At 29.9% G+C, this 15,362-nt stretch carries 13 protein-coding genes; 8 read left to right on the top strand and 5 right to left on the bottom strand.

The genetic code is table 11. The features are described from left to right. The first annotated feature begins 9 nt into the window (after nucleotides 1–9). From htpG to AJN70_RS06745, 4 genes are read left to right on the top strand one after another with little or no spacing between them, the layout of a single operon-like run. Nucleotides 10–1,836: a molecular chaperone HtpG gene (gene htpG, locus AJN70_RS06760; RefSeq protein ID WP_070209768.1), complete on the top strand. Its 1,827-nt coding sequence runs from the start codon at nucleotides 10–12 to the stop codon at nucleotides 1,834–1,836. Next, on the top strand, nucleotides 1,833–2,150 hold the full coding sequence (locus AJN70_RS06755) for a rhodanese-like domain-containing protein (RefSeq protein WP_002861250.1): 318 nt from the start codon (nucleotides 1,833–1,835) through the stop codon (nucleotides 2,148–2,150). The genes htpG and AJN70_RS06755 overlap by 4 nt, the downstream gene beginning before the upstream one ends. After that, nucleotides 2,150–2,584: a hypothetical protein gene (locus AJN70_RS06750; RefSeq protein WP_070295627.1), complete on the top strand. Its 435-nt coding sequence runs from the start codon at nucleotides 2,150–2,152 to the stop codon at nucleotides 2,582–2,584. The genes AJN70_RS06755 and AJN70_RS06750 overlap by 1 nt, the downstream gene beginning before the upstream one ends. 3 nt (nucleotides 2,585–2,587) lie before the next feature. Then, on the top strand, nucleotides 2,588–4,357 hold the full coding sequence (locus AJN70_RS06745) for a Na/Pi cotransporter family protein (protein WP_053872542.1): 1,770 nt from the start codon (nucleotides 2,588–2,590) through the stop codon (nucleotides 4,355–4,357). Here AJN70_RS06745 and AJN70_RS06740 read toward each other — a convergent pair. The 5 genes from AJN70_RS06740 to mltG all read right to left on the bottom strand — a co-directional run bounded on the left by AJN70_RS06740 (nucleotide 4,354) and on the right by mltG (nucleotide 8,488). Continuing rightward, entirely contained in the window at nucleotides 4,354–6,162 is a 1,809-nt protein-coding gene (locus tag AJN70_RS06740) for a peptidoglycan D,D-transpeptidase FtsI family protein (RefSeq protein ID WP_053872541.1), read from the bottom strand. The two genes, AJN70_RS06745 and AJN70_RS06740, sit on opposite strands and share 4 nt — an antisense overlap. A 6-nt stretch (nucleotides 6,163–6,168) precedes the next feature. After that, nucleotides 6,169–6,465, bottom strand: a complete 297-nt coding sequence (fliE, locus tag AJN70_RS06735) for a flagellar hook-basal body complex protein FliE (RefSeq protein ID WP_002856884.1) — start codon at nucleotides 6,463–6,465, stop codon at nucleotides 6,169–6,171. Nucleotides 6,466–6,471: 6 nt separating this feature from the next. Beyond that, entirely contained in the window at nucleotides 6,472–6,966 is a 495-nt protein-coding gene (gene flgC / locus AJN70_RS06730; RefSeq protein ID WP_002855235.1) for a flagellar basal body rod protein FlgC, read from the bottom strand. Nucleotides 6,967–6,975: 9 nt separating this feature from the next. Further along, entirely contained in the window at nucleotides 6,976–7,407 is a 432-nt protein-coding gene (flgB, locus tag AJN70_RS06725) for a flagellar basal body rod protein FlgB (RefSeq protein WP_070295626.1), read from the bottom strand. 79 nt (nucleotides 7,408–7,486) lie between these two features. Next, nucleotides 7,487–8,488 (bottom strand): endolytic transglycosylase MltG, encoded by a 1,002-nt coding sequence (mltG, locus tag AJN70_RS06720; RefSeq protein WP_053872539.1) that lies wholly within the window; start codon nucleotides 8,486–8,488, stop codon nucleotides 7,487–7,489. Here mltG and AJN70_RS06715 point away from each other — a divergent pair. From AJN70_RS06715 to sucC, 4 genes are all read left to right on the top strand, one after another. Further along, nucleotides 8,403–10,973 carry a DUF3971 domain-containing protein gene (locus AJN70_RS06715; protein WP_070295625.1) on the top strand — a complete coding sequence of 857 codons (2,571 nt, stop codon included), beginning with the start codon at nucleotides 8,403–8,405 and terminating at the stop codon, nucleotides 10,971–10,973. The two genes, mltG and AJN70_RS06715, sit on opposite strands and share 86 nt — an antisense overlap. A gap of 115 nt (nucleotides 10,974–11,088) precedes the next feature. Continuing rightward, nucleotides 11,089–13,293 (top strand): NADP-dependent isocitrate dehydrogenase, encoded by a 2,205-nt coding sequence (locus tag AJN70_RS06710; protein WP_053872537.1) that lies wholly within the window; start codon nucleotides 11,089–11,091, stop codon nucleotides 13,291–13,293. Then, the gene (locus AJN70_RS06705) at nucleotides 13,290–14,192 is read left to right on the top strand and encodes a malate dehydrogenase (RefSeq protein WP_053872536.1); all 903 of its coding nucleotides are present in this window, start codon (nucleotides 13,290–13,292) and stop codon (nucleotides 14,190–14,192) included. The genes AJN70_RS06710 and AJN70_RS06705 overlap by 4 nt, the downstream gene beginning before the upstream one ends. Next, nucleotides 14,193–15,356, top strand: a complete 1,164-nt coding sequence (gene sucC / locus AJN70_RS06700; RefSeq protein WP_002855069.1) for an ADP-forming succinate--CoA ligase subunit beta — start codon at nucleotides 14,193–14,195, stop codon at nucleotides 15,354–15,356. Nucleotides 15,357–15,362: the final 6 nt, after the last annotated feature.

The raw sequence follows: 15,362 nt of genomic DNA, 5'->3' as shown, positions 1-15,362 counted from the left end.
GAGATTAAAATGCAATTTCAAACCGAAGTAAATCAGCTTTTACAGCTTATGATACACTCTTTATATTCTAATAAAGAAATTTTTTTAAGAGAACTTATTTCAAACGCAAGCGACGCTTTAGATAAGCTTAATTTTTTGAGCGTAAGTGATGATAAATATAAAAGCTTAAAATTCGAACCTAAAATTGAAATCAAAATTGACAAAGATAAAAAAACTTTAAGCATTAGTGATAATGGTATAGGTATGGATAAAGATGATCTTATCAACAACCTTGGAACCATAGCAAAAAGCGGTACTAAAAGCTTTTTAGAAAATTTGAGCGGTGATGCTAAAAAAGATTCTCAACTCATAGGACAATTTGGAGTAGGTTTTTATTCTGCTTTTATGGTGGCTAGTAAAATCGAAGTTTTAAGTAAAAAAGCTTTAGATGATAAAGCTTATCTTTGGAGTTCTGATGCAAATGGTTATGAGATTGATGACGCAAGCAAAGAAGAACAAGGTACAAGCATTACTTTATACTTAAAAGATGATGAGTTTGCTAATACTTATAAAATCGAAAGCATTATAGAAAAATATTCTAATCATATTCAATTTCCAATTTTCATGGAAAAAGAAGAATTTACTCCTGCTAAAGAAGGCGAAGAAGAAGGGAAAACTGAACTTAAAATTTCTCAAATCAATAAAGCCAATGCTTTATGGAGAATGCAAAAATCAAGCCTTAAAGCAGAAGATTATGAAAGATTTTATGAGCAAAATTTTCATGATTCAAACAAACCTTTACTTTATCTTCACACTAAAAGTGAAGGAAAATTAGAATACAATTCTTTATTTTTTATACCACAAAATGCACCTTTTGATTTATTCCGTGTGGATTATCAAAGTGGCTTAAAACTTTATGTAAAACGCGTATTTATCAGCGATGACGATAAAGAACTTTTACCAACTTATTTGCGTTTTGTGCGTGGGATTATCGATGTAGAAGATTTACCACTTAATGTAAGCCGTGAAATTTTGCAAGAAAATCAAATTTTAAAAGGTGTTAAAGAAGCTAGCGTTAAAAAGATTTTAGGTGAACTTGAAAAACTAAAAAACAATGATAAAGAAAAATACTTATCTTTCTTTAAAACCTTTGGTAAAGTATTAAAAGAAGGACTTTATGGTTTTGGCGGAGAAAAAGATAGTCTTTTAAAACTCATGCTTTATAAAAGCACTAAAGGTGAAAATTTACGCTCTTTAGAGGAGTATAAAAATGACCTTCAAGGCGAACAAAAGGAAATTTTTTATATAGCAGGAAATAATGAAAGTTTATTAAGAACTTCTCCTTTACTTGAAGAGTATAAACAAAAAAATATAGAAGTTTTACTCATGGACGATGAGATTGATTCTTTAGTAACTCCTATGCTAGAATTTGAAGGTTTGAAATTTGTAGCCATCAATCAAGTAGAAGATAAAAATGAACTAAGCGATGAGGAAAAAAATACTTTTGCTCCACTTGTAGCTAAATTTAAAGAACTTCTAAAAGATCAAGTTGAAGATGTAAGACTAACCAGTCGTTTAAAAGATAGCCCAAGTTGTATAGTTTATGATAAAAATAAACCTGATTTTGCTATGCAGCAACTCTTAAAACAAATGGGTCAAGAGCAAAATTTCAAACCTATTTTAGAAATCAATCCAAAACACGCTATTTTTACAGGTCTTAAAAACAACGAAACCTTTAGCGCAGATATAGCAACCCTAGTTTTAAATATGGCAAAACTAAGCGAAGGTATGGGCGTGGATAATCCTGCTGAATTTAATGCAAGCCTTACAAAAATCATCAACAAGGCTTTTTCATGATAGAAAATATCCCTGCAAGTCTTTGGACAAAGCAAGATTTAAACGCATATCAAATTTTTGATGTGCGCACTCCTTTAGAATGGGAAGAAGGTATTTTACCTAATGCGCAATGTGTGGCTTTATATGATAATAAAGGGCTTTTAAATGCTAAATTTTTAGATGAATTTCAAAGTAAAAGAGATGAAAATAAAAAACTTGCTTTTATTTGTCGTAGTGGTCATAGAAGCATGGTTGCAGCTGAATTTATAGCCGAAAAATTGGGACTTGAAAGCATTAATTTAGATGGTGGCATGCTAGCCCTTAAGGGTTATTAATGCTAGGAATTTATTTACTCATAGCAGCTTTGTCTTTTTTAGCTCTTTATTTTGCTGTTAAAAAGCTTACTTTAAATATAGATGAGCGAACTCTTTTAGAGCCTATTAAAATGGATATTTATCCGAAATTTTGTGATTTAATCGATGAAAAAATCAGAGAATTTAAAGAAAATATCCAAAATACTAATTTAGCATTAAAAATTTCTTATCAAAAAGATGAATTTTTAGAAAAAATTGGGGATTTAAGCAGGGAGCTGACTTTCATACAAGCCATGAATTTGAGTAATAAAAACGATAGTATTTGGCAAAATGAACTTTTTTCTTTTTTAAAAGAATTAGAAAATTTATTGCTTGAGTATCTAGAAAAAGGCGAAGAAGAAGCTGAAAATTTGAGGGAATTTCTGATGAATGAATTTGAAAAATTAAAAGGTTAGGTATTGCAAGAGGAAAGAAATTCTTTAAAATATTTTAAATTTATTTCATGGAGCATTTTTGCTTTAGTTCTGATTTTTATTTTAATTCGTTATGACGAGCTTGCCAATCTTTTAGCAGGAGTGGCAATACTTCTTATTGGAATGACTAATTTAGGTATAGGTTTTAAAGCTTTTAGTGGTGGTTTGCTTGAAAAAATTTTAGCAAAGTCAACTGATACAAAGATAAAAAGTATACTTTTTGGTACTTTAAGTACTTTAATTATGCAATCTTCAACTTTAGTTTCTATTATTACGATTTCTTTTTTGAGTGCAGGGCTTATTTCTTTAGGTGCGGGCATAGGGATTATTTTTGGAGCAAATTTAGGAAATACGGCAAGTTCTTGGCTGATTGTTGGTTTGACAAATATTAAAATTTCAATGTTAGCTATCCCACTTTTGATTATTGGAGTATTATTTTTCTTTCAAAAAGATAGTGTATTAAAGGGTTTGGGTAATATTTTTATTGGTATAGGATTTTTCTTTTTGGGTGTGGATTATATTAAAAGTGGTTTTGAAAATTTTAAACATATAATTGATCTTTCTCGCTTTGATTTTGCTGGTTTTAAAGGAGTTTTTGTTTTTTTAGGATTAGGTGCTTTGCTTACAGGAGTTATACAATCAAGCACAGCTACAATGGCTATTATTGTTGCTGCTTTACTTGCTGGACAAATCAGTTTGGAAAATTCCTTAGCGGCAAATTTAGGTACTAGTGTTGGAGGGGTTGTAACGGCTGTTTTAGCTTCTTTAAGTACCAATATTGAAGGAAAGAAATTAGCGTTTGCAAATTGTATTTTTAATTTTGGTATAGCTTTTTTAATAGTGCTTATTTTTCCTTATTTTATACATTTTCTTAATTTTTTATCCATTATATTAAACATAGAAGATATAGCTTTGAAAGTAGCATTATTTCACACTTTGTTTAATTTAATTGGTGTTGTGCTTTTTTCATTCTTTACTCCTCAAATTGTTCTTTTTTTAAATAAGATAGTAAAAGCTCCTAAAGATAAGAATAAAGACAAGCCTTTATATCTTGATAGTAGTTTGGTTAAGTTTAGTGACACAGCCATCGAAGCTTTAAGGAAAGAAAGCGAGCATCTTTATAACAATACCTATGCAATTGTTGCTCATGCTATAGGTTTTAGTCGTAAAGATATACAAAGTGATAAAAGTTTTAAAGAAATTTTAGAAAATAAAAGGTGGTTTAGTAAAAATGTGGATTTGGACTATTTGTATCAAACTAGGATAAAGGTTCTTTTTGAAGCTATTATTGATTTTTCAACTAAAGCACAAGTTTATATTAACGATGAAACAAAGAATCATAAAATTTTTACCTTTAAGATGGCAGCTAAAAATTTAGTCGAAACAACTAAAAATTTAAAAATTATCCAAGCAAATATTAAGAAATATTCTAGTTCTTCTAATGAATTTTTGGCTTTAGAGTATAATAAAATTAGATCGAATTTAGGAGAGCTTTTAAGAAGTATCGAAGAGCTTAGAGTGGTTGAAGATCGTGAAAAGCTTTATTTGATTATTAAAAATCTTCAAAAAGGAAAAGAAATTTTAAAAGAAATCGATACTTTAACCTTGAGCAATGTTGAACATCTTATTTCAGTAAGAAAAATCACAACAGCTGAAGGAATTTCAATACTTAATGATACAACTTTTGCTGCTAAGATTGCTGAAGAACTTATAGGTGCTGTTGAGGTGATATTTTCTAAAGATATATCAAACTAGTTGTTTGTGTTAGTTTGGTTATTGTCTTGTATAGGCGTTAGAAATTCTTCATTGATTAAAATATCAACAACATCTTTAAACATAGGCAAAGCACTTTGTGCAGCATAATAACTATAGGGTTTAGTAGGATGTCTTACGAGAACTCCTATGGTATAGGCGTGATTTAAATCATTTGCAAAACCAAAAAAGGATGCATTGTAGCGATTTGAGGTGTAACCTTGTCTTTCGGCTATTCTTGCCGTTCCTGTTTTACCTCCTGCAATAATACCTTGTGTAATTGCCTTTTTTCCTGTTCCTTTTTCTATAACATTTATAAGAACATTTTGCATCGTTTTAGTGGCTTCGCTAGAAAGAATTTTTTCTTTTTTTACATCATTATCAAGATTTGTAAAGCGTCCATTTTGATAGAATTTTTCAGCTAAACGCGGTGTGATATAAAACCCATCATTGTTGAAAACATTATAAGCTGCAAGGAGTTGTATAAAGGTTGTTTTAAGTCCATAACCATAACTTAAAACAGATTTTTCTATATCTCTTAAGCGCTTAGGATTTGGAATTTCTCCTTTTTGTTCATAGGGTAGGTCAATACCACTTTTTTCGCCAAATTTAAATATTTTAAGTCCTGATACGATTTCTATATTGTTAAGTCTTTTAGCAATTTGTATCATGCCTATATTTGAAGAATATCTTATAACTTCCTCCATAGTCATTTTGTCCATTTTGTGATCGTCTTTGATGGTGAAACGTCCTAGCTTATAAGAACCGCCATAAGTATTAATTACTTCATCCATTTTTATTTTACCAAGTCTTAAGGCTGTTGTAAAGATAAAAGGTTTTATAACAGAACCTGCTTCATAGCCGTATTCTATAGCACTTGCATTAAGAACTGATAGATCTTTTCCACGATTTTGCGGGTCATAGCGCCTTGAGCTTGCTAAAGCTAAAATTCTTCCTGTTTTGCTTTCCATTACCCCAACGATGATTTCATTGGCTTTTAAATCCTCATTTCTTTGATCTATGGCTTTTTCTATGCTTTTTTGTAGTTTCAAAGAAAGATTTAAATATAAATCACAACCATTGATCTTTTTTTGTTGTAGTGAATTTAGATTTAAAATAATATTTCCACCTATATCTTTAAGTCCTTGAATTTTTTCATTTTGAACAGGACTTAGACATTCATCGTAGTATTTTTCTAAACCTTTAACTCCTATATTTTTTAAAATTCCACTTTCTGGATCTAATATCATTTTAGTATAACCGATAATAGGAGTAAAAGAATCTTTTGACATGTAAATTCTATCTTCTTCATGTTCGATGATATTTAATCCTCTTGTTTCAACTCTTCCAGAATTATTTGTAAAAGCTTTGAAAAAGCCTTGTATATAAAGTTTTTTAGCAAGGTCTTTAAGGTAGCTTGCTTGCTTGGAATCTAAGTTTTGTAAAAGAACAAAATTATAAGAACGTTTTTTTTGATTTTGCATTCTTTTTTTAATATCTGCTACTTGATCGTTACTTATCCCACTATAAATTTGAAAAAGCTTTAAAAATAGATCAAATTTATCTTTGTTAATACTTCTAAGATCAATTTCAGCGCGATAAATTTGTTTAGAACTTGTGATAGTAAAATTATCTTTAGTTATAATCGATCCTCTTAGAGCAAGAGCGTATTGATCTTTTTCAGTGTTAGGTATATGACGTTTTGATGTAAGAAAAAAAGTAGAGCTGATAAAAATAATCATAAACAAAAGTGCCATGCAGTAGGCAAAGGCAACTTTTGAAACCCTATTTTTTTTATATTCTTGCATTAGGGTTTAAATTTGAGTTCTTGTGATTTCTTTATAAGCACTGATCGCTTTATTTCTTACTTCTAGCATAAATTTCATACTGCTTTCAGCTTTAGTGATAGCTATAGCTGCTTGATGCAGATCTTTTACTTGTCCTGTGGCAATGTCTGTCATTGCAGCTTCTCCACTTTCTTGTGCTTTATTTAAATCATCGATTTCATTTTTAAGCATCTTGGCAAATTCATCACCAATTCCTGTGGAATTTTGACTTTTGTTGGTATTTGAAATATTATTATTTAATCTTAAATCATTAATATTGTTCATTTTTTATTATCCTCTTAATAAATCAATCGCACTTTGAGCTATAGTTTTTGCACTTGTAAAAGCACTTACATTCGCTTGATAAGCTCTTGTAGCTTCAATCAAATCTGCCATTTCAATAACAGGATTTACATTTGGATACGCTACATAACCTTCAGCATTTGCATCAGGATGGCTTGGATCATACTTCATGCGAAAATCTTTGTCATCTCTGACCACTTTATCCACTACAACACTTTGAATAGCAGGTTTAGCTTCTTCTGGCGAACTTGGATCATTTAAAGGATTTTCATATTTTAAAAAATTATTATCTTTGTTAATTTGCTCATTTAAAAGCTTATCAAAATCTGTTGCTTTAAAGATCACTTCGCGTCTTCTATAAGGCCCACCCTCAGCTGTTCTTGTAGTGTTTGCATTAGCTATATTAGAGCTAATAACATTCATTCTAAAACGTTGAGCACTTAAACCATAACCACTAATATCAAAATCACTTAAGTATGCCATAATTTACCTTTAACTTAATTTAGAGCTTGCATCAAGTATAGAACTAAAGATATTGCTTTGTCTTCTTAAAACTCCATCAAGAGCTGTTATCATAACTGTATTTTTACTCATTTCTGTGGTTTCCACATCTAGATCAACAGTATTTGCATCATTTCTTGCTAAATGTCCGTCTCTTAAGTAAATAGTAGATTTACTAGGATCTGGAAATTTCCAAGGTTTTTGATGTCCTTCTTCAGTTACAGCTAATTGCAATTCTTTATTATCATTTTTTTTAAAAATTTCATTTGCACGACTTACCAAAGCTGTTTCAAATTCAATATCTCTTGCTTTATAAAAAGGAGTATCAACATTTGCAAGATTGGCATTGATGAGTTGATTTCTTAGATTTCTACCCGCTAAAGCACTAGTAACTAGTTCTTTTGATTTAAATGGGTTGATCATTTTTTATCCTTTTTATAATTTTTAATATTAGCAAGCAAATACTGTTCCAATTTAACTATTTTGTATAAAAATATCAAAATTATTTTCCTTTTTGTAAATTTATGGCTTTATTGTGATCATCTATATTTGTGCTAAAAATATGAACTCCAGTATTTTTATCACGCACAAAATATAAATAATCTGTCTTTAAAGGAAAAATAGCTGCGCGAATAGCAGCTAAAGAAACATTACAAACCGCTTCTTTAGGCAATCCTGTAAATTTATAGGTATTATAAGAACTATTATCTTGTCTTATTCTTTGTGGGGTAACTTTTACATGGGAGTAAATTCCATAATTTAAAGTTCCATCCATTTGAAGCTTCATACCTTTTTTAAGTCGATTGTAAATTACGCTTGCAACTATAGGCATTTCATTTTCGTTAGCAGCTTCTTTTTGTATTACAGAAGCGATGATGATATATTGGTGCCATTTTTTTGGATTATAATCCCCAAAAATTTTCTCAGAAGTTTTTTTATTGGAAATTTCAGCATGGTTTAAAAGCATTTGAATGAGTAGATTTTCCGTAATGCCTTTTGGAATTTTATAAGTTTCTGGTAAAAAAACTCCTTCATCATAAGGAGCTTGAGCTTGAAATTCTTTTAAAAGTATATCTTTATCAAGTTCAAGTTGTTTGGCTGCTTGTTCTAAAAAGATTACACTTGTTTCCCCTGGGATAAGAGTAATGGTTTGAAGTGCTGCTTTAGCAATAGTGAGTTTATGTAGAAATTCAGCTCTATTTAAATCTTTTGTACCTATGTTGATCCAGCCTGATTGAGGGTGTCCTAAAAAAAATAAAATATATTTATCAATACTACTCATCTGATATTTATTTTGCTTTAAATATGTTATAATTTGAGAAATTGAACCTTGGGGAATAAATACCACAGAATTGCTTTTTAAAGGCTGAGTTAGATAATAAAAAATCCCCAAAATAAATATCAAAAAGAAGTTGCGTATGAAAAAGAAAATTTTATATATTGTTGTATTTTTTGTTGTGCTTATATTAGCTTTGTTTATAGTGCTTAAAAATGGGATTGTCATCTCTAGTATCCAATTTGATTTTTTAAAATTAGAACAATTATATATTAAATTAGATAAAAAATTAATTGTACGAGCAAAAAATATCACTATAAATGAGACTCAAAATTCCGAAATTTCATCACAAACTCACTCTTCTGATAATGCTTCAACAGAGATTTTAAAAATAACAAAAAATTTAAAATATCTATATACTTTTGTTGAAGAGATTGATATACAAAATTTAAATATAAAAGATAATCATGTGCGTATTTTATTTAAAGATAATGAATTTTTTATAGATAATGATTTATTGTTTTTAAAATTAACATTACAGCGTCAAAATAAAGAACTTATAGCTGATATTAAAAAACTTTTATTAAAAGATTATGATTTAAATATTGATGGAAATTTAAGTATCAATACTAAGAGCGAGTTTTATTATTTTCAAGGTAGAGCAAGTGGAGAATTGCTTGACTTTAACGCAAGTATCTCTTATAAAGATAAAAATTTAGCTTATAAAATAGAAGATTTAAACATTAGAAATATTACGGAAATTTTTAAAAGAGTTAATAAAAGAATAGAACTTCCACAGAGTTTAAATCTTTGGATGGCATATAGGGCTAAGGGAGAATTTTATCATTTAGATTATTTGCAGGGCTTTATAGATTTTACTAAAAATAATTATTATTTAGACAATATTAGTGCATCAGGTTATGTTAATAATGTCAAAGTTCGCTTGGATGATAAAATGAATGCTATTGAAATTCCAAAACTCGATTTAAATTTAAACAAACAAAAGCTTGATTTTGTCTTTAATAAAGCTTTCTATAATGGTGCTGATTTAAGTTCTAGTAAGGTTTATCTATATGATTTGTTTGATGAAAAAAAAGCTGGGATTTATTTGCGCATTAAGTCTAATAATCTAAAATTTGACGAAAAACTTGCTAAAGCTTTGGAAGATTATCATTTTTCATTACCTTTTTATCAAAAAAGCGGAAAAATTAAAAGTGATTTAGAGCTTAAAATTGATTTTCATGATAAGGGTAAAATTTTTTATAGTGGTATTTTAGCTTTAGAGAATGCTAGTATTTCTTTGGCTGATTTTAATATTGCAAAAGCATTTGTCAAATTAAATCAAAATAATTTAAATATAGAAAATGCTAGTGTTAAAAATGGCTTTTTAGAGGCTGATTTTAATGCTAAATTTGACTTACAAAAACAGCAAGGAAATTTCAATACTCGGATTTCAAGGCTTTATTTTGACAATGGGAAGCTTTTAGATTTAAAAAATCAAAATGTAGAAGTAAAATTAGATTATTCGCAAAATGTTAACATTAGCATTCCTCAGTGGAATTTGATTTTAAATTTTAAAGATGGACTTGAGGCTAATCTTAGTAATCCTAAGATTTTATTTTCATTTTCTCCATTGCTTAAAAAGTTTGGGTTTATCGATGCTAAAAATGTTTATTATAAAACTTTAAATTTCGAAGATTTTAATGCAAGCGTTAATGATGCTTATTTTAAAAATAATTTACTTATCAACGGTCAAACTCCTTATGAAAATGATAGCTTTGATATTGTAAAAAATAAAGGCGTTATGGAAATTCATACTCAAAGTGATACAGCAAGTGCTAAAATAAGTTCTGATAATAAAGAAATTCATTTGAAAAATTTAAGTTATATTTATAGAAAAGATTCCAACTCTTCAAATTCAACATTTGATATTTCTACTAATACCCAAAATATTAGTTTTGGTGGAGCAAATGTAGCTTTAATTTTGCCAGATTCTAATAAAACTTTGGCTTTTGATAGGGTAGAGGCTGATTTAAAAGGCAATGCTTTGGATCTTAAAGGTTCTAGAGGAAATGCAAAATTTGATCTTTATTATTCTTCTAATGATTTAAATTTAAACGTTAGCAATATTGATGATAATTATTTAAATGAGTTTTTACAAAAACAAGCTGTTCAAGATGGAGTGTTTAACTTAAGTATAAAAGGAAGTGGATTGGAGTATTTTGACGGACAGATCGATTTTAAAAACACTTATGTGAAGGATTTAAAAGGTGTAAATCAGCTTATTTCCTTTATTGATACTGTACCAAGTTTATTGATGTTTAAATCTCCAACTTTTAATCAAAAAGGTTTAAGCCTACATGATGGAAAGATTATTTTTAATAGAAAAAAAGATCTTTTAAGAGTTTCAGCTATTAATTTAAACGGCGATAGTGTAGATATATATGGTTTAGGATCAGCAAATTTAAGATTAAATACAGTGGATTTTAGTTTAGAGCTTAAAACTTTAAAATCAGCTTCAGAAGCTATATCCAAGGTTCCAATTTTAAATTATGTAATTTTAGGTAAAAATCAAGAAATTAGCACAAACTTAAAAATAGATGGAAGTATAGATGACCCTAAATTTCATACCGAAATTTTAACAGATACCCTAAAAACCCCTTTTAATCTTATTAAAAATATCATACAACTTCCTGCTAATTTACTTAATTAAAAATATTTAAAGTTTGTTTGAAAACTAAAACAAACTTTAAACTTACTCTTGCATTTTTTTTTATTTGTAATATACTTAAAAATGAAAATAAAAATAAGTTTTTAAAGGACTAAAAATGCAAATTACTTATACCTTAACAGATGAGTCCCCAGCTCTTGCGACTTATTCGTTTTTGCCTATAGTGAAAGCTTTTTTAAGTAGGGCGTATATAGGAGTAAAAACCTCGGATATTTCTTTATCTGGAAGGATTTTAGCTACTTTTAGTGAGTATTTAAAAGAGGAGCAAAGATGTGAAGATGCTTTAGAGCTTTTAGGCGAGCTTGTCAAAAGATCGGATGCAAATCTTATTAAAACCCCAAATATTTCAGCTTCTATTCCTCAGCTTAAGGCGGCGATTAAAGAATTGCAAGATAAGGGTTACATGTTACCAAATTACCCAGATGAGCCAAAAAATGATGAAGAATTGCAAATTAAAACAAAATATCAAAAAGTTTTAGGTTCAGCGGTTAATCCTGTATTAAGACAAGGAAATTCAGATCGTCGTTCAACAAAAGCGGTAAAAGACTATGCAAAAAACAATCCTTATCGTGTGGTTGAGTTTAATCCAAACTCAAAAACTCGTGTTTCTTACATGAAAGAAGGGGATTTTTTCTCTAATGAAAAAGCGGTTTTAATCGATCAAGATTGTGTGGCTAATATAGAATTTACAAGCGTTGATGGTAAAAATGAAATTTTAAAAGAGGGCTTAAAACTTGAAAAAAATGAAATTTTAGACGCTACTTTTATGGATGTGCAAAAACTTCAGGAATTTTATGCAAAAGAAATTAAAGCAAGCAAAGATGATGATGTGCTTTTTTCTTTGCATTTAAAAGCTACAATGATGAAAGTAAGTGATCCTATACTTTTTGGCTATGCGGTAAAAGTATTTTTTAAAGAATTATTTATCGAATTTCAAGATGAATTTGAAAAATTAGGTATTAATCCAAATAATGGTTTAAGTGAGCTTTTAAGTAAGATCGAAAATTCAAGCAAAAAAGATGAAATTTTAAAAAAATACAATGAAATTTTAGCTAAATCTGCAGATATTTCTATGGTAAATTCAGATAAAGGCATCACAAATCTTCATGTTCCAAGCGATGTTATCGTTGATGCTTCTATGCCTGCAATGCTTAAAAATGGCGCAAGATTGTGGGATAAGGAAGGTAAGGAAAAGGACACAAATGCCGTAATTCCTGATCAAACTTACGCAACTATTTATGAGGCGGTTATTGAAGATTTGCATAAAAATGGTACTTTAAATCCTTCAAAACTTGGCAGTGTATCTAATGTAGGTTTAATGGCTAAAAAGGCTCAAGAATATGGCTCGCACGATAAAACCTTTGTGGCTAAAGAAGAAGGAACTTTTAAAATAGTTTCTAACGGTAAAGTTTTATTAGAGCATAAGGTTAGAAAAGGTGATATTTATAGAGTCAATCAGGCTAAATTTGATGCGGTGCTAAATTGGATTGATTTAGGTATAGAAAGATCAGAACTTAGTGGAGCCGAAGCTATTTTTTGGTTAGATAGCAAAAGAGCTAGCAATAAAATCATGATAACTTTGGTACAAAATCGTTTAAAAGAAAAGGGTAGAAATATAGCCATTTTAGCTCCAAAAGAAGCTTGTTTAAGAAGTTTAGAGTTAATCCGAGAAGGTAAAGATGTTATTTCTATCACGGGTAATGTTTTAAGGGATTATTTAACCGATCTTTTTCCTATTTTAGAGCTTGGAACAAGTGCAAAAATGCTTTCTGTTGTGCCTATGTTAAAGGGTGGAGCTATGTTTGAAACAGGAGCAGGGGGTTCAGCACCTAAACAAGTAGAACAATTAGTCGAAGAAAATCATCTGCGTTGGGATAGTTTGGGTGAATTTTTGGCTTTGCAAGCAAGTTTGGAATTTTATGCAAATAAGTGTAGTAATCATAAAGCTAAGGTTTTAGCAGAATGTCTTGATGAGGCTATAGGCGAATGGCTTGAAAATAATAAAGCTCCATCAAGAAAAGTTAAAGAAGATGACAATAGAACAAGTCATTTTTACTTAGCAATGTATTTTGCAAATCATTTAGCAAGACAAGCAAGTGATATGGAGCTTCAAAGCTTTTTTAAAGATATTGCCCTAGAGCTTTCTTCTAATGAAGAAAAAATCAGAGCCGAATTTAATGATGCACAAGGTGTGAAAGTGGATTTGGGTGGATATTATAAATTTGATGATGAAAAAGCAAATAAAATCATGCGTCCAAGTGCAACTTTTAACGCTATTTTAGAAAAAATAGGACAAAGATGAAAATTACTGTTATAGGGGCTGGTAATGTGGGCTCAAGCGTAGCTTATGCTTTGATTTTAAGAGAAATAGCAAATGAAATTGTTTTAGTAGATATCAATGAGGATTTACTTTATGCAAAAGAACTAGAACTTACTCAAAGCATAGCTGCTTTAAATTTAAATATAGATTTACTTTGCACTAAAGATTATACTCATACCAAAAATTCAGATATAGTGCTTTTTAGTGCAGGTTTTGCTAGAAAAGATGGGCAAAGTAGAGAAGAATTGCTTCAGTTGAATACAAACATTATGCTTGATTGCGCTAAAAAAATTAAAGATTTTACAGAAGATCCGCTTTTTATTATTTTAACTAATCCTGTGGATTTTCTACTTAATACTCTTTATGAAAGCGGAATTTTTTCATCAAAGAAAATTATAGCCATGGCGGGAGTTTTAGACAATGCAAGATTTAAGTATGAGCTTGCCAAAAAACTTAATGTCAAAATGTCAAGCGTGGATACAAGACTTATTGGTTTTCATAATGATGATATGGTTTTGGTAAAATCTTACGCAAGTGTTAAAAATAAAAATATAAGTGAATTTTTAAATGAAGAAGAATTTGATGATTTGGAAAATGAAGTTAAAACAGGTGGAGCTAAAGTAATCAAACATCTTAAAACTTCAGCTTATTTAGCCCCTGCTAGTGCTTGCATAAGAATGCTTGAGTCCATAAGAAGTGGCGAGTTTTTACCCATGAGTGTGATTTTACATGGAGAATTTGGAGTGCAAAACAAAGCCTTGGGAGTTATGGCAAGATTAGGACTTGAAGGTGTGATTGAAATCATGAGATTAGATCTTAGTTCACAAGAAAAAGACAAATTGGAAAAATCTTTAATCAAATATCAATATAAAGGAGAATAAATGAACATACATGAGTATCAAGCAAAAGCAATTTTTGCGGATAATGGTATCCCTACCTTAAAGGGAAAAGTTGCATTTAGCGTAGATGAAGCTGTGGCTAATGCTAAAGAATTAGGCGGTAGTGTTTGGGCGGTTAAAGCTCAAATTCATGCAGGAGGCCGTGGTCTTGGTGGTGGTGTTAAAATCGCTAAAAATTTAGATGAGGTAAAAGATTATGCAAGTAAAATTTTAGGAATGAATTTAGTAACTCATCAAACAGGACCTGAAGGTAAGCTCGTGCAAAAACTTTATATAGAAAGTGGCGCTAATATAGTAAAAGAGTATTATTTGGCTATTTTATTTAATAGAATGGCAGAGCAAATTACCATTATCGCTTCAAGTGAAGGAGGGATGGATATAGAAAAAGTAGCCAAAGAAAGTCCTGAAAAAATTGCAAAAGTAGGCATTGATCCACAAATTGGTTTTAAAATGTTTCATGGACTTGAAGTAGCGAGAGTTTTAGGACTTGATAAAGATGAAGGCAAAAAACTTATTTCTATGATAGCTAAACTTTATAAGCTTTACATGGATAAAGATATGAATATGCTTGAAATCAATCCTTTAATTAAAACTGCAGAAGGGGATTTTTATGCCCTTGATGCAAAATGCAGTTTTGATGATAGTGCGCTTTATCGTCATCCTGAAATTGCTGAACTTAGAGATATTACTGAAGAAAATCCTGCTGAAAGAGAAGCGGCTGAATTTGGCTTAAGCTATGTGAAATTAGATGGAGATGTAGCTTGTATGGTAAATGGTGCGGGTCTAGCAATGGCAACTATGGATATTATTAATTATAGTGGTGCAAAACCTGCAAATTTCTTAGATGTAGGCGGGGGAGCTTCTCCTGAAACTGTTGCAAAGGCTTTTGAAATCATTTTAAGAGATAAGAATGTAAAAGTTATATTTATCAATATCTTTGGTGGTATTGTTCGTTGTGATAGGATAGCAAATGGAATTTTAGAAGCTACTAAGAATGTTGAGGTAAATATTCCAATTGTAGTGCGTCTTGATGGCACTAACGCAGCAGAAGCAAAGACAATTTTAGATAATTCAAATCTTAAAAATATCAAAGCAGCAACCAATCTTAAAAACGGTGCAGAGCTTGTAAAAAGTTTAGTAGGATAAGGATAG

The organism is Campylobacter sp. BCW_4341, from assembly GCF_001764255.1.
Classification (GTDB): Bacteria; Campylobacterota; Campylobacteria; order Campylobacterales; family Campylobacteraceae; genus Campylobacter_D; species Campylobacter_D jejuni.
Note: the sequence above shows the minus strand (reverse complement) of the source record. Positions and strands in the feature narration are given on the sequence as shown.